At 45.5% G+C, this 14869-nt stretch carries 15 protein-coding genes; 1 reads left to right on the top strand and 14 read right to left on the bottom strand.

What is annotated here, in order from left to right; all coding sequences use genetic code 11:
- Positions 1-167: 167 nt before the first annotated feature.
- From hslO to EIH25_RS01120, 9 genes are all read right to left on the bottom strand, one after another.
- Complete coding sequence (gene hslO, locus EIH25_RS01160) at positions 168-1037, bottom strand: Hsp33 family molecular chaperone HslO (RefSeq protein ID WP_124098103.1); 870 nt, start codon at positions 1035-1037, stop codon at positions 168-170.
- Between the two features lie 72 nt (positions 1038-1109).
- Positions 1110-1859, bottom strand: a complete 750-nt coding sequence (locus EIH25_RS01155) for a class I SAM-dependent methyltransferase (RefSeq protein WP_124098102.1) — start codon at positions 1857-1859, stop codon at positions 1110-1112.
- Position 1860: 1 nt separating this feature from the next.
- The gene (locus EIH25_RS01150) at positions 1861-2163 is read right to left on the bottom strand and encodes a YerC/YecD family TrpR-related protein (RefSeq protein WP_124098101.1); all 303 of its coding nucleotides are present in this window, start codon (positions 2161-2163) and stop codon (positions 1861-1863) included.
- Between the two features lie 185 nt (positions 2164-2348).
- Positions 2349-3044, bottom strand: a complete 696-nt coding sequence (gene yihA / locus EIH25_RS01145) for a ribosome biogenesis GTP-binding protein YihA/YsxC (protein ID WP_124098100.1) — start codon at positions 3042-3044, stop codon at positions 2349-2351.
- Positions 3045-3051: 7 nt separating this feature from the next.
- Positions 3052-5490, bottom strand: coding sequence for an endopeptidase La (lon, locus tag EIH25_RS01140; RefSeq protein ID WP_124098099.1), 2439 nt, complete (start codon positions 5488-5490; stop codon positions 3052-3054).
- 174 nt (positions 5491-5664) lie between these two features.
- Entirely contained in the window at positions 5665-5901 is a 237-nt protein-coding gene (gene rpsR / locus EIH25_RS01135; protein WP_124098098.1) for a 30S ribosomal protein S18, read from the bottom strand.
- Positions 5902-5937: 36 nt separating this feature from the next.
- Positions 5938-6477, bottom strand: coding sequence for a single-stranded DNA-binding protein (gene ssb, locus EIH25_RS01130; RefSeq protein ID WP_124098097.1), 540 nt, complete (start codon positions 6475-6477; stop codon positions 5938-5940).
- Positions 6478-6501: 24 nt separating this feature from the next.
- On the bottom strand, positions 6502-6792 hold the full coding sequence (gene rpsF / locus EIH25_RS01125) for a 30S ribosomal protein S6 (protein ID WP_124098096.1): 291 nt from the start codon (positions 6790-6792) through the stop codon (positions 6502-6504).
- Positions 6793-6921: 129 nt separating this feature from the next.
- Entirely contained in the window at positions 6922-7929 is a 1008-nt protein-coding gene (locus tag EIH25_RS01120; RefSeq protein WP_164489117.1) for an RING finger protein, read from the bottom strand.
- A gap of 167 nt (positions 7930-8096) precedes the next feature.
- Between EIH25_RS01120 and prfB the strand changes: the two genes are divergently transcribed.
- Positions 8097-9230, top strand: a complete 1134-nt coding sequence (prfB, locus tag EIH25_RS01115; RefSeq protein ID WP_124098094.1) for a peptide chain release factor 2 — start codon at positions 8097-8099, stop codon at positions 9228-9230.
- A 63-nt stretch (positions 9231-9293) separates the two neighbouring features.
- Here prfB and EIH25_RS01110 read toward each other — a convergent pair whose 3' ends face one another.
- From EIH25_RS01110 to EIH25_RS01090, 5 genes are all read right to left on the bottom strand, one after another.
- Positions 9294-11216, bottom strand: a complete 1923-nt coding sequence (locus EIH25_RS01110; RefSeq protein WP_124098093.1) for an EAL domain-containing protein — start codon at positions 11214-11216, stop codon at positions 9294-9296.
- A gap of 443 nt (positions 11217-11659) precedes the next feature.
- Positions 11660-12334 (bottom strand): class II aldolase/adducin family protein, encoded by a 675-nt coding sequence (locus EIH25_RS01105; protein WP_124099615.1) that lies wholly within the window; start codon positions 12332-12334, stop codon positions 11660-11662.
- Between the two features lie 92 nt (positions 12335-12426).
- Positions 12427-12903: a hypothetical protein gene (locus EIH25_RS01100; RefSeq protein WP_124098092.1), complete on the bottom strand. Its 477-nt coding sequence runs from the start codon at positions 12901-12903 to the stop codon at positions 12427-12429.
- Between the two features lie 48 nt (positions 12904-12951).
- Positions 12952-13386 (bottom strand): RbsD/FucU domain-containing protein, encoded by a 435-nt coding sequence (locus tag EIH25_RS01095; protein WP_124098091.1) that lies wholly within the window; start codon positions 13384-13386, stop codon positions 12952-12954.
- Positions 13379-14851: a rhamnulokinase family protein gene (locus EIH25_RS01090; RefSeq protein WP_124098090.1), complete on the bottom strand. Its 1473-nt coding sequence runs from the start codon at positions 14849-14851 to the stop codon at positions 13379-13381. Before EIH25_RS01090 ends, EIH25_RS01095 begins: the two co-directional genes overlap by 8 nt.
- Positions 14852-14869 lie beyond the last annotated feature (18 nt).

Below are 14869 nucleotides of genomic sequence, written 5' to 3'. Positions count from 1 at the left end.
CTTGTCAATTTCCTGCCTTTAATGTTTATCATCTGCGCAGACGGAATGAATTACCTCAATGGACTTACATCATATATTTTCAACAGACTGCGCAAGGCTTTTTCACGGATAAATATACCGGAAAACGTATAAAATCGTTTTCCGGTATCTTATTTCTTAATACTCAGCTATCTTTTCATAAGCTCTTTTACTTCGCCGGAAGTAAAATGATAGACCTTATCGCAAAAATGGCATTTTACTTCGGTGACCTCGTCGCGGGAAAGCTCCTCAAGCTGCTGCTGTCCCAGCGATACCAACGCGCGCTCGACTCTTTCCTTTGAGCAGTCGCACCTGTATTCCACCTTAAAATCGTCAAGCACATCAGGCTCAAGACCTTCAAGCGCTTTCATAGCAATGTCCTCTGCCGAAAGCCCCTGAGAAAGCATTTTTGTTACCGACTGCATAGACCTGATATTTTTTTCGATCACATCCGCTGCCTCCTCCGGCGCAAACGGAAGCAGCTGTATCAGAAATCCGCCGGCCTGAGCGCAGGTAAGGTCCGGATTTACAAGCACCCCCAGAGCGCAGACGCTGGGAACCTGCTCGCTTACCGCAAGATAGCTTGTAATGTCCTCCGCGATCTCTCCGGAAACTATCGGTATCTGACCCGAATAGGGTTCTTTCAGCCCCAGATCCTTTATCACGCTCAGAGTTCCGTCGGTTCCGACCGCTCCCCCCACGTCAAGCTTTCCCACGCTGTTAAGAGGTATCTCCACAACCGGATTCTGAATATAGGACTTAACGTTTCCGAAGCTGTCCGAAACCGCGATAAGCGTTCCCGCAGGTCCTCCCCCCGCCATTCTCAGAGTTACCGAATCGTCCTTTCCCTTCAGCCCGAAGCCCAGAAGCGACGCTCCCAGCGTAAGCCTTCCCAGCGCCGCAGTGCAGACCGCCGAGGTCTTATGTATCTGCTCTATACGCGCGACTATGTCTCTGCCGTCAATGGCGCTGCAAACAACAGAAGCGTCCTTGCTTATCGCTCTTACTATTCTTCCCATCTATAAAACTATGCCCGCATAAACGAGCATATCCTCCTTTCAGCTTTAACGGCAGTTTTCGTACCGCAAAAATCATCTGCATTTTTTTGTGACATAAACCAATCTCTCGGTTTTCTCATTCGGAGGGCTTTCGCTGTAGCCGTCAAATTCGCCTAAAATTTCAAATCCGGACTGCTCCAGTTCACGCCTGACAGCCTCGCACGGATAAGCTCTTTCGGTAAAGCTTTCCTGGAATCTGCCGTAGCCCCCCTGCCCGTTCTCTTCAAAAAAGTCAAGATATATGTCTACCGAGCCGTCCGCAGGATCGTATTGGTTCTGCCATACGCAGAAAAGACCGTCCGGCTCGTATACAAAGACGTTGTCCGCCAGCACTTCCCTGTGCTTGTATAAGGTGTTGACGTCAAAAATAAACATTCCGTCAGGATAGGCAAACAGCGATACCCGTTCAAAGGCCTTCCTTACCGCCTTAATATCCGACAGATGATTTATACTGTCGAGAGTGCATACGGTCACATCCACCGTACCGTACATATCAAGCTCCGTCATATCCTGACAAAGATACTGTATCGGCAGTCCGCTTTCACATTTTTTATCCAAAGCCGCATTAAGCATTTCATCTGAACCGTCAACACCGATAACATCGTAGCCCATACCGGCAAACCGCTCGCAGAGCGAGCCGGTTCCGCAGGCAAGGTCCAGCAGAATACCCTTTCTGCCTCCGAACCTCTCAACATACCCGTTTATGACAGACGCTATTTTATCATACTCCACATTATCGGTAAGACGGTCGTAAAACCATGCAAACCTACCGTATCCGCTCATACTATCCCTGCTTTTTATCCTTCATTCTGTCGAACACAATGCTGTAGCCGCCGCTTCCGTCATAGGAAATAGACCGGTTGACACGACTTATAGTAGCGGTTGAAGCCCCTGTTTCCGAAACTATGTCGCTGTAAACATGATTTTCAGTCAGCAGCTTCGCTACCTGAAAACGCTGTGATAAAGCCTTGAGCTCCGGAACGGTACAGAGATCCTTAAAAAACGCTCTGCATTCCTCGACTGTTTCAAGACAAAGAACCGCTTCAAAGAGCTCGTCAAGATTTTTTATCTCCATTTTTTCCTTCATAATAACGCCCGCACGCATAATTCACAGCTGAAAATGAAAAAGCGTACACAGACCTTCCTCCTTAAAGTTAGATTTACAGACCTGCTGAACAAAAAGCCCCTTACTTTTCATAGTGTAAAGCGCTAAACTACCTGATATTATTTTAGCACATCACTTGATAAAAGTAAAGGGGTTTCAACAATTTTTTATTCTCTTCTTTTTCTCGGAGTAAGAAAGCCTGAAGCCAAATCCAACTCATGGCAATTATCCGGCTCTTCCTCACCGTTTTCCGCTTCCGAATCGTCGGACGGTATGCCCGCTCCGGCGACCTCCTCTATTATTTCCCTGAGCGTTTCAACGCCTTCTCCGGTAACCGCCGAAAACTCAACGCTGGTTATATCCTCAAAATAAGGAATTTCCTGTGCAAACCGCGCCATACGCTGCTTTCTCGCGTTGGGCTTAAGCTTGTCCGCCTTTGTAAACACTATTACAAACGGCATTTCGTTTTCAATAAGAAATTCTATCATCTGCAAATCGTCCGAAGTCGGCGAATGACGCATATCTATTAACTGAAACACAAGCTCGAGATACCTGTCGGGACTGGCAAGGTAGCCGCCTATAAGCTCGCTCCACTCCCGTTTCAGATTTTTAGCCGTTTTGGCATAGCCGTAACCAGGCAGATCCGCAAGATATATATCCTCAAGCTTATAGAAATTGATCGTTGCCGTCTTACCCGGCACCGAGCTTACCCTTGCAAGCGATTTTCGGTTCAGAAGCTTATTTATCAGAGAGGATTTTCCGACATTTGACCTGCCTGAAAAAGCAATCTCTATCCTGTCAGGCTCGGGAAGCTGAGAAAGCTTGCCGAAGGAGGTAAAAAACTCCGCTTTGTTAAAATTCATACGTCACCTATTTCTGCACCGCCGCCTTGCTTGCCTTGCGAACGGGCTGTTTTACAATCTCATACGGAATATCCTCAGGATCAGTCTTTTTTACCAGAGCAGCATCAAGAACATCCTGAATTTTTTCAGCAAATACAAACTCCAGACCGAGCTTTACAGTGTCGTCGACCTCGTCAAGATCTCCCATATTTTCTTTGGGTACGATAACCGTTTTCACACCCGCCTTATAAGCCGCCATTGTTTTCTCACGCAGACCGCCTATCGGAAGAACCTTTCCTCTGAGCGTAATTTCTCCCGTCATGGCTACGTCGGATCTTACCGGTATGCCGCTGAGCGCGGAAACTAAAGCGGTAGTCATCGTTACTCCGGCCGAAGGACCGTCCTTGGGAACAGCGCCCTCGGGAGCGTGGATATGCAGATCGTTTTTCTCATAGAAATCCGATCTGATCTTATATTTTTCAGCAATGCTGCGTACAAGGCTGACCGCGATTTTTGCCGACTCCTTCATAACGTCGCCCAGAGAGCCGGTAAGCTCGATCTTTCCCTTGCCGTCAAGCACCAGAACCTCCAAAGGCATAATTACTCCGCCTACCGAGGTCCACGCCAGACCGTTTACGCAGCCTACCTGATTCTCCTTAGACACAAGATCCGGCAGATATTTTCTGTGACCGAGATATTCTTCAATATTGCCGTCTTTAAAAACAACCTTGGCAGCTCCGTCCTCAACGATCTCCTTTGCCGCTTTTCTGCAAAGCGAACCAATGGCTCTTTCAAGCTTACGGACGCCGGCTTCGCGGGTATAGCCGTCTATAAGCGCATATATACCGTCGTTGGTTATTCTCATCTGAGAAGCTTTAAGTCCGTTTTTGGCAAGCTGCTTAGGAATCAGATGCTTCTTTGCGATATTGAATTTTTCCTCTCTGGTATAGCTTGAAAGCTCGATTACCTCCATTCTGTCAAGCAGCGGCGGCTGAATTGTTTCAAGCGTATTGGCGGTAGTAACAAAAAGCACGTCGCTGAGGTCGAACGGCAGCTCGATATAATGATCCCTGAAAGAGAAGTTCTGCTCAGAATCAAGAACCTCCAGCATAGCCGAAGAGGGATCTCCTCTGAAATCATTGCTCATTTTGTCTATTTCGTCAAGCAGTATGACCGGATTCTTGGTTCCCGCCTGTTTGACCGCATTGATTATACGTCCTGGCATAGCGCCCACATAGGTCTTTCTGTGTCCTCTGATATCGCTTTCGTCCTTTACTCCGCCGAGCGAAACACGGACATACTTACGGTTCAGCGCTTTCGCGATTGATTTTCCGATAGACGTCTTACCGACTCCCGGAGGTCCTACAAGACATATTATCTGACCCTTTATATCGGGAGTAAGCGATCTTACGGCAAGATTTTCAAGTATTCTTTCCTTTACTCTCTTCATGCCGTAGTGATCCTTGTCAAGAATCTGCTGCGCTTTCTTTATGTTGGTCTGATCCTTGGAATAAACATTCCAGGGCAGAGAGATACAGGTATCAAGATAGCCTCTTATTACTACAGCCTCCTGCGAGCCTGAAGCCATTCTTGAAAGTCTTTTCACCTCTGAAAGCAGCTTATTTTCAACCTCATCGCCTGCTCCGAGTCTATGTATCCTGTCAACATAGTTTTGTATCTCGTCCATATCTCCGGCTTCGTCGCCGAAGCCGTTTTCTCCCAGCTCGTTCTGAAGCGCCTTGATCTGCTCCCGGATATAGAAATCCCTCTGATTCTGCTCTATCGCCGCATGAACCTGCTCATGGATCTGTGCCTCAAGCGTCAGCACATCAATTTCCCTTGACAGCACTGACAGCAGGAACGCCGTTTTTTCGCCTGACGACGGAATCTCAAGAAGCCTCTGCTTATCCTCAAAAGGAAGCACGATATTAAACGCGATAGCTTCAAAAAGCGATTTAGCGTCCGACGCGCCCATTACTTGAGTATAAAGCTCCTGCGGCATCCTCGGAAGCACCCTTGCATAATCCGCAAAAACCTCCTTAAGCTCTCTGAACAATGCGGTTATCTCATTCTCGCTCAGATTTTCTCTGCCGTAATTGGGAATATTTCTAACCTCAGCCTCATAACAGGCGTCATTGTCTATAAGCTCTGCAAGCCTCGCTTTCTGAACGCCCTCTACAAGACATCTGTAAACGCCGTTGGGAGTTTTTATTATCTGTTTTACCTTAGCTACAGTACCTATTTTATATACGTCGCTCTTTTCCGGACGCTCGACGTTTACGTCCTTCTGCGCGACAAGAAATACATAGCCTTCTCCCTGAAGCGCGTTTTTCATAGCTTTAACAGAGCCTGGTCTGCCCACGTCGAAATGCATTACCATATTAGGGAACACGACCAGCTCTCTGGTAGGAACGCAGGGGTAAACCTGCGCGTTTGAACTTTCCTTTATATTTATTCTATCTTTCATAGCTGCTCCTATCTGTATACAACATTGTTTTTTAGATACCAAATATATGATACCATATATCCTTTAACTTTGCAACCCCTAAAGTATACTAAATTACTGTAAATTAGCGTTCCTGTTTCATACAAAACAAAAAGAGATACCCTGTTGAGGATATCTCTCAGCTTACATTAAAAATTAATCTGCAACATATGGAAGAAGCGCCAGATGACGAGCTCTCTTGATAGCTGTTGTAAGCTCTCTCTGATGATATGCGCAAGTACCTGTAACACGTCTGGGAAGGATCTTAGCTCTCTCAGTCATGCATTTTCTCAGCTTCGCAATATCCTTATAGTCGATTTTTTCAGCTCTGTCAACGCAGAACATACAAACCTTCTTGCGTCCTCTTTTAGCGGCTCTGTTATTTCTCTCCACAATTAATCCTCCTTACTCAACACGATGATTTTCAAATCAGAAAGGTACTCCGTCATCGCTCAACACCTCGAAATCGTCAAGGTCGCCTATATTAAGCGAATCATTGGCGGGAGCTCCGCCGTAATTGTTATTCTGATTCTGCTGCGGAGGATTATTTGAATATGAATTATTCTGCTGATAATTATTATTCTGATATCCGCCGTTATTAGAATACGATCCGTAATTGTTCTGATAACCGCCCTGAGAAGCGCCGTCAGCTTTTTCACCCGTAAACGAAACGCTGTCTACAAAAACCTCTGTAACATAATGCTTCGTGCCGTTTTTATCATCGTAGGTTCTCGTCCTGAGATTTCCCTCAAGCGCGATCATTCTGCCTTTTGCAAAATACCTGCCGATAAAATCCGCCTGCTGACGCCATGCTACACAGTTTATAAAGTCAGTCTGGCGCTCGCCGTTCTGACCCTTGAAGCTGCGGTCAACCGCCACAGTGAATGAAACGACCGAAACCCCGTTCGGAGTCTGGCGCACTTCAAGATCCTGCGTTATTCTACCCATCAAAATAACTCTGTTAAGCATAACCTTTCCCTCTTTTCAACCGGCTTACTTTACTGTGATCAGGAAACGAAGAACTCCGTCTGTGATCTTGAGAACACGCTCAAGCTCAGCAGGGAAAGATGTGTCGCTTGTAAAATTCCAAAGCACATAATTTCCTTCCGTTTCATAGTTAATAGCATAAGCCAATTTACGCTTGCCCCAATCGTTCATCTCAACGTCGGACGCATTTGCCTGAATCATCTCATTGAATTTGTCGGTAAGAGCCTTTACAGCCTCTTCTCCTGCCTTTGAGCTGAAAACAACAACTGCCTCGTAAGTTTCATTAATCTTTGCCATTAATACTGCACCTCCTTCTGGATTTCGCCTGTATACAAAATACAAGCAAGGATAACTTAATTATTATACCACAGCCCGAAAAATCTGTCAATCAAGTTTATGCGCCGTGATTATTAACATTTCGTAAATTTACGTCAAAAATTTATTTATCAGAAACAGTACAAGAATATTAAGCGTCATAAAAATCAGCACAGACATTATAAGCGCCGCAAACGAGGTTCCGCCCTTAGCGGCTATCTGCTCCTTTATCGAATTCTCATTGCCGGAATCGGAATAAACGGCGCGGATCGACATTATATCCTTTCTTGCAGTCCTGTAGTACCAGTAGTTGGCAAATAGCGCGGGTACTACCCTTATAGCCATCGACAGCAAATAAGCAACATTCAGAATCGTCCCGAACGCTTCGCCGGACAGATCTATACTTGCCGAGATCACATCTATACCCATAATGCCCGACTGAAAAGAATACAGAAGGCTCGGAATTCCTGTAAGAATAGTGAGAAACATAAAAAGCGATCCGACAAGCGGCATTTTACGGTAAAAGAAATAAAACTGCGGAAAAAGCAGCGCTCCCAGATTAAGACTTGATTTCCCTCCGAATTTGCCGAAGCGGATAAAATTTGAAAGCATAACTATAGGATTTTTTCCGACATACTTAGCGTAATCGCCCAGCTTTACCCCGTCGATATCCGAATCCTGATCAAAGGTCATCTGCCTTCCGGCGCCGAACGGAGAAGCTCCCTGATAAAAGCCGCCGTTTGAAAAATTCCCGTTTCCCTGCTGTGTAAAATTCTGCGAATTATAGTTTGGAGGAACGTTGAAAGGACGCTCTTCTCCTGTATTAACTGTCAGCGGCATACCGCATCTTTTGCAGAAAAGACCGTCAGGCGGATTTGTTTCGCCGCATCTGGCGCATCTTACAGGCTGATTATCCGTATTTGCCGAAGCTGTGTCCGAATCGTAATGCGGCTGCCACGAGCCTCCCTTTTCATGCAGCTCAGTATTTATACACTGCCCTTCCCTTTCATAGCAGGCGCGGTGATACGGAGTTCCGCATTCGGGGCACACTACAACGTCGTCTCCCTCTTTAAAGACCTCGCCGCAGCTGATACATTTTGTTCCGATATAATTTCCCATAACGATGTTTCCTTTCCAAAAGCGCACCGATACATTTATCTGTAAATAAATCAGTTTAATTATAGCATACATTTTCAAAAAAAGAAAGAGTTTTTGCTATTTTTTCTTTACTTTTTATAAAAAAAGCTTTATAATATAGTATGACGATAAAATAAGGAGATTAATCTATGGTATTTTTAGAAAATCTAAGGACTGAGCTTGAAAGCTACAGACCTAAAATCAAAGAGCTTTACGAGGTTTTTGACATTGAAAACAGCAAGGAACGTATACTGGAGCTTCAGGAAAAGGCGGCGGAGCCCGGCTTCTGGGACGACCTTGAGCTGTCTCAGAAGGTTCTCCAGGAAACCAGAGGCCTTGAAAGCAATATTGAACGCTACGCTAAAATAAAAAGCTCCTTTGAAGATATTGAGGTCATGCTTGATATGGCGGCGGAGGAAAACGACGAAAGCATGACCGAGGAAATACAAAGCGAAATAGAAGCCCTTGCCAAATCAGTCGACGAGCTAACGCTTGCTTCCCTGCTGACCGGCGAATACGATAAATGCAACGCGATAATCAATTTCCATGCCGGCGCCGGAGGAACGGAGGCTCAGGACTGGTGTGAAATGCTGTTCAGAATGTACAACCGCTGGGGCGACGCTCACGGCTTTAAGGTCAAAACTCTCGACTATCTTGAAGGCGGCGACGCAGGAATAAAAAGCGCGTCTATAATCGTTGAGGGCGAAAACGCTTACGGATATTTAAAAAGCGAATCCGGCATACACCGCCTTGTGCGCATCTCCCCCTTTGACAGCTCGGGAAGCAGACATACCTCCTTCGCCGCCATTGACGTTATGCCGGAGATCGACGATTCTGTAGAGGTAGAAATCAGACCTGAGGATATTGAAATGCAGGTTTACCGCTCCAGCGGCGCCGGAGGTCAGCATATCAATAAAACCTCATCCGCGGTGAGGCTTATCCATAAGCCTACCGGAATAGTATGCGCCTGCCAGACTCAGCGTTCCCAGTTCCAGAACAGAGAATACGCGATGAAAATGCTTAAATCCAAGCTTATTGAGATCAAGGAACGGGAAAATCTCGAAAGAATAGAGGATATAAAAGGCGTTCAGAAGGAAATAGCCTGGGGCGCCCAGATACGCTCATACGTTTTCATGCCATACACTCTTGTAAAGGATCACAGGACCGGCTATGAAACCTCCAACGTAAACGCGGTAATGGACGGAGAGCTGGACGGCTTTATAAACGCCTATCTCAAATCCCTCTCTCTCGGAAATCTGAACGACGAGGACAAAAAGCCTTGATCCGGCCGACTAAGCGCTTTTAATGAAACAAGACGGACAAAGTCTGATTTGTCCGTCTTGTTTTTATACCTTTAAATTTATCGCATTAAAGCTTTCTGCCCATTTGAGAAAATCCTTTTCTGCAAGAGGTTCTGAAAAATAAACGCCCTGAATATAATCGCATTTCATTTCAAGCAGCGTTTCAACCTGCTCCGCGGTTTCCGCCCCTTCCGCCACTATTTTCATATTCAGCTTTTTGATCATGGCCACAGTACTTTCTATTGCTATTCTGGCTTTTTCATTATTCAGCGCCTTTCCTGTGATCTCTTTTTCAAGCTTGATATATTTAAAAGGAAGATTGAGCAGATAATTCATATTTGAATAACCGGTTCCGTAATCGTCAAGAGCAAACTTTATTCCAATCGCCGAAAGCTGCTTTATATTCTGTTCCATAATATGCGGGGTGTAGGCCGCCGAGGTTTCGGTTATTTCAAGACATATCTGCGACGGATCTATCTTGTATCTGTCCATGATGTTTACAAAATTCTCAGTCAGATCAGACTGCATACACTGAACCACTGAAAGATTTACCTGAACATACTCTATTCCCAGTAAGGCCGCATAACCCTTTCTTATAAAACGGCAGGCCTCCTCAAAAACAAATCTGCCTATTTTCATAATGCTTCCGTTCTGCTCAGCAATAGGTATAAATTCACTGGGAGGGATATTCCCAAGCTCATCGTCCATAAGACGCAGCAGGGCTTCACAGGACACTATCTTATTCTCCTCAGAGCCGAAAACAGGCTGATAATAAACCTTGAACGTCTTGTTCTTAAGCGCCCTTTCAATAGCTCTTTCAACATCAAAGCGCCTTTTTCTGTCGTAAAGATTTATGTTTTCCGCGTAATAAAGCTTTTTATCAGAAAACGAATACTGCTTGAACTGCTCTATGAAATCCATGACCGTTTCAACGTCCGAAGCGTCCGCAGGACAGTCGATGCGCAGAAACATTGCGGAAATCACTGTGTCAACAGCGCCAATCTTCCAGTCGGAACTAAGTCTTGCGTCTATCTCCCTGTATATTCCGTCGATTCTGTCATAATCCCTGAAAAATGTAAGCGCAAAGCATTCGTCCTCCAGATAATATCCGTCTCCCAGATTGACAAAAGAATAAAGATACTCCGAAAAGCTTCTCAGCAGATTATTTGAAAAGCGCCCTCCGAAGGTTTTCATAAGAAGCGTGAAATCAGGTATTTTTATCAGCAGCACCGCAAAGGCGTTATCCGCCGAAAAATTTATCATGCAGTTGTTGGCAAATGTGCTTCTGTTAAGCATTTTAGTTACCGAATCCATTATATCGTCCTGATTCTGAAGCATAAACATAACCAGCATAATGCACAACGCGCCGCCGAAACATTCAACCAGCAAATGAGGATTAAAAAACTGGATAACTACAGCGACACAGGTCATTCCTACAAAGCCCATTATTGAAACGACCACCTGAGTGGATATCATCCTGCGGTTTCTCAGCGTATATACCACTCCGAACAAAAGATAATAAACGGAAATTATATAACATACGGGCTGAAGGGGACCTCTTGTATAAGCGCCGCCGTCATCAAGATAAATTATCCATTTTGTAAAAGGCGAAGTAAGAATCAAAATCAAATCAACGCTTATAGGTGCATACAAAGCAGCCTTAAAGCCTTTTGTCCTGCCTGAAAAATTATCCGTCAGAAATAAAACGTATATCATAAAAGCAAACGTTATTAGATTATGCGTAACATAATACGAAACGTGGCAGAGCATTTTCAAAAACCGCCCCACCGTTTCCGACGTGGTAAATACGCACAGCAGATCCAGAACGCAGGAAACCGCAGCCGTCCCCAGCATAAAGCCGAACGCCTTATTCCTCCTGCACGGAACCCTTTTCCGTATACAGAAAACGACAATAGTTACCGCATACAGCACCAAAGCGCAGATATCATAATGCACTATATAGTTCAAAAAGCCGCCCCCTTTGCGAAAATATTTAAATTAATCGTTTTCGCAGTCTTTGCTAAAATATCTTACTAAGATAATTATAGCACCTTAAATAATTTTCGACAATAGACTTTACAATTTATTATCACTTTTTGCTTTCTTGCATAATACGCTCGGAGAAAAATAATGTTATTTATCAAAATTAACTGTTTTTCCAAAATAAAAATTTCGGTAATTTGAACAGCTTTTATTTTTCGTTACGAAACATACCGAAAATTTCGCTTTAAAAACCAATGCCCGCGGCGGATAAGATGAAAATAAAAACGCGGACCAAAAGAAGCCGCACCGCTTCAGGATTCGGCGGCACAGCTTTCTTTGCCTGCGTCAGCAATTTCATAAAAGTTTGATCCGACAGATCATCAGCATACCGAAAACTTCCGCTTTCAGCCGACGATAGGTCAGTAATCTCAATGATATTTTTTATAGCCGGGATGCTTTCCGGTAACTCCGTACTGAGGGCGCATTGCTATAAGTCTGTCGATATTCTCCTTTGAAATATCCACCGCTCCGCCGAGAATCCTTGCGTTGAGCGAGATCTGCGCCTGAAGCTCAAGAGTTTCCATTCTGTAATATGCGGTAATCAGATCCGCTCCTACAGTCAGCGCGCCGTGATTTTCAAGCAGCATAACGTCATGCTCCTGAAGATAGGGCGTAATCGCGTCGGGGACCTCATATGTAGACGGAGTACCGTACGGAGTTATGGGAACCGAGCCTACGGCGATTACCGTTTCGATCATGCAGTAATCGTCAAGCGGCACATGAGCGCAGGCAAAGCCGGTCGCTGCCGGAGGGTGAGCGTGAACGACCGCTCCGACGTCGGGGCGCTGCTCATAGCATCTCAGGTGCATTTTTACTTCTGATGAAGGCTTCCAGCCCTCCTTGGCTTCGATTATATTGAAATCTCCGTCGATAAGACCTATCTTATCCGCCGTAATATACGCCTTGCTTACTCCCGTCTGAGTTGCGAGAAACCTGTTTTCTCCCACCTTCACAGTAACGTTTCCGTCGTTGGCGGCTACCCAGCCCTTCTGCCACATTTTATGGCATATCTCGACCATCTGCTCTTTAATTTCCTCGTACATAAATCTTAGTCCTTTCAAAATAATGATTTTCCGCGCGCCGGCGGTTTAATGCTTCCGGCTGCTTTTATAAGTCTGATATAAATTTGAAGCTGTTACCAAACCACAGGCATAAAAAATAAGTAGGGAGCTGTACACAATGCCAATAATAAAGAAACTTTTTTCTTAACTGCATTGTCCAGATTTGTCTTTTTAAGCGCTATTTTATAATTGAATAGGTAGATCAAAAAACCTGCTGACGCAACAGATACCAGAACCAGCAGAAATGAGCTCACACTGCCGAACGGATTTACAAGAATATCTCCCCTCCACAAATTGGCCATACACTCGAAACCAAACAATAAGCCTGTCGCGATTAAATCAGACAAATATCCAAAAATCCATGTTTTCAGAATGACTTTTTTATAATTGAACTTGATTTCCGTTTTACCGAATACTTTCAGCCCTATCAAAAGAATCGCGCTGTCCATAATAAAATTTAGCGGCAATGAGATCAGCCACATCTGCGGAAAAAGAAACAGAAAAATAGGATGAAATCCGATATTATACAGCTTAACCTGTTTACCCTTCATTTCCTGCCCCCCTTACTGTTTCTTATATCTAACATACTGATAACAGATTCAGACTACTCCCTTTTGCAGCATTACATTTGCGTATACCGCCTTTTCGCCCGTCGCGACGATAGCGTAGGCAGTCTTTGCCTCCTCATAGAACTTAAAACGCTCTATTTCGCCGATTACATCAGAACCTCTTTCATCGTGCTTTGCAACTATAGCCTTGTATTCCTCCCAGATAGGAGTTTCTGCATTGTCGCCCGGCATAACCTGCATAAGGTTTACCGGCTTTTCCACATAGGTATCCAGAGGGAACAGCTGTAAGACCGCGTCCAGCAGCTCGGGCACGCCGTGGCCGTCGCAGCGGATGACCTTGGCGTTTTTTCCCATGCTCTCGCAGGGAAAATTTCCGTCCGCAATAACGATTCTGTCCGAATGTCCCATCTCGCAGAGAGTTTTCAGCAGCTCCGGCGACAGTATGGCAGGGATATTTTTAAGCATAAGCGGTAACCTCCTTAAATCTCTTGTACGCCTGATTCCACGCTTCGGCGTCCTCCGGCTCAAAGATACTTATTTTCTCCGACCTGCGCACGATTTTCCGCGCTTCGCCAAGTCCTGAAATCGTACCGTCCGCCATAAGCTGAACGGCTATATTTCCAAGCGAGGTAGCCTCGGCAGGTCCGCTCGAAACCTTTATGCCGCAGGCGTTTGCAGCAAGCTCTGACAAAAATCTGTCCTTCGTGCCGCCTCCGAACATATAAAGCGTTTCAAATTTTCTGCCTGTACATTCTTCAAGCTGCCCGATCGCCGAGCGGTATTTGAGCGCAAGGCTTTCATAAATACAGCGCATTATTTCGCCAGTACTTTCAGGTATCTCCTGACCTGTCCGCTCACAGTATTTTCGGATACGCTCAGGAATATTTCCGGCAGGCGTAAATTCGGGCGCGTCAGGATCGACAAAGCACTTGAAGGGCTTTGCCTCCTTAGCCATTATTTCAAGCTCGGCATAGGAGTATTCCTTTCCCTCCCGTATCCACTGGCGGCGGCTTTCCTGAATAAGCCACAAGCCGATAATATTTTTCAGGAAAGAGGTTTTGCCCTCGCAGCCTAATTCGTTGGTTACGTTGAGTCGGCTGGAATTTTCGTCGATCACAGGCTCGTCAAGCTCAGTTCCCAGCAGACTCCAGGTTCCGCAGGACAGAAAAGCAAAATCCTTTTCAGCGGCAGGACAGGCGGCGAGCGCAGACTGAGTATCGTGACCGCATACCGCGATTATCTTAACGGGCTTCATATCCAGCTCTTCGCATATCTCCTCTGAAAGCGTTCCCGCAATCGTACCGCTTTTTATTATATCCGGCATCAGAGAACGCTTTATTCCCAGCGCGTCAATAACCTCCTCCGACCATTTCCTGCTTTTCTGGTCAAACAGCTGAGTGGTAGAAGCTATCGACTGCTCGGCGTGAATCTCACCGCTGAGGAAATAGTTGAACAGATCAGGCATAAGCACAAGCTTATCCGCACGCTCAAGCAGCTCAGGACGGTTTTTCACAAGGCTCAGCAGCTGAAACGCAGTGTTTATCTCCATAAATTGATTGCCTGTTATGCCGTAGAACCTGTCCTTGTCTATCAGCTTAAAGCTCTCCTCCATCATTCCCGCTGTGCGTGAATCCCGATAGTGAACCGGATTTTCCAGCAGTCTGCCGTCCTTGTCCAGAAGTCCGAAGTCAACGCCCCAGGTGTCGATCGCGACGCTTTCGATTTCGCCGTAAGCCTTTGATTTTATAAGGCTTTGCTTGATTTCATGAAAAAGCCTGAGCACGTCCCAGTACATGGTTTTTCCGAGAATAACGGGGTCGTTTGAAAAGCGGTGGATTTCGGTAAGAGTGATTTTCTCACCGTCAAAATCGCCGATGACCGCACGTCCGCTCGAAGCGCCGAAATCTATCGCCAAAACTTTTTTGTTCAATTTATCATCTCCTCCGCA

Origin of the sequence: Ruminococcus sp. Marseille-P6503 (assembly GCF_900604945.1) — a bacterium.
GTDB lineage: Bacteria > Bacillota > Clostridia > Oscillospirales > Ruminococcaceae > FB2012.
This window is presented reverse-complemented; position numbering and strand designations above follow the sequence as displayed.

Coding starts and splice junctions, on each gene's coding strand:
- EIH25_RS01120 (WP_164489117.1), bottom strand. CDS start 7,929: ATGGGAAATTATATCGGAACAAAATGTATCAGCTGCGGCGAGGTCTTT.
- EIH25_RS01100 (WP_124098092.1), bottom strand. CDS start 12,903: ATGAAGGGTAAACAGGTTAAGCTGTATAATATCGGATTTCATCCTATT.
- EIH25_RS01095 (WP_124098091.1), bottom strand. CDS start 13,386: ATGCTTAAAAATATCCCTGCCATACTGTCGCCGGAGCTGCTGAAAACT.
- EIH25_RS01105 (WP_124099615.1), bottom strand. CDS start 12,334: ATGTACGAGGAAATTAAAGAGCAGATGGTCGAGATATGCCATAAAATG.
- ssb (WP_124098097.1), bottom strand. CDS start 6,477: ATGCTTAACAGAGTTATTTTGATGGGTAGAATAACGCAGGATCTTGAA.
- lon (WP_124098099.1), bottom strand. CDS start 5,490: ATGAAAGATAGAATAAATATAAAGGAAAGTTCAAACGCGCAGGTTTAC.
- rpsF (WP_124098096.1), bottom strand. CDS start 6,792: ATGGCAAAGATTAATGAAACTTACGAGGCAGTTGTTGTTTTCAGCTCA.
- EIH25_RS01150 (WP_124098101.1), bottom strand. CDS start 2,163: ATGAAGGAAAAAATGGAGATAAAAAATCTTGACGAGCTCTTTGAAGCG.
- prfB (WP_124098094.1), top strand. CDS start 8,097: ATGGTATTTTTAGAAAATCTAAGGACTGAGCTTGAAAGCTACAGACCT.
- EIH25_RS01155 (WP_124098102.1), bottom strand. CDS start 1,859: ATGAGCGGATACGGTAGGTTTGCATGGTTTTACGACCGTCTTACCGAT.
- hslO (WP_124098103.1), bottom strand. CDS start 1,037: ATGGGAAGAATAGTAAGAGCGATAAGCAAGGACGCTTCTGTTGTTTGC.
- yihA (WP_124098100.1), bottom strand. CDS start 3,044: ATGAATTTTAACAAAGCGGAGTTTTTTACCTCCTTCGGCAAGCTTTCT.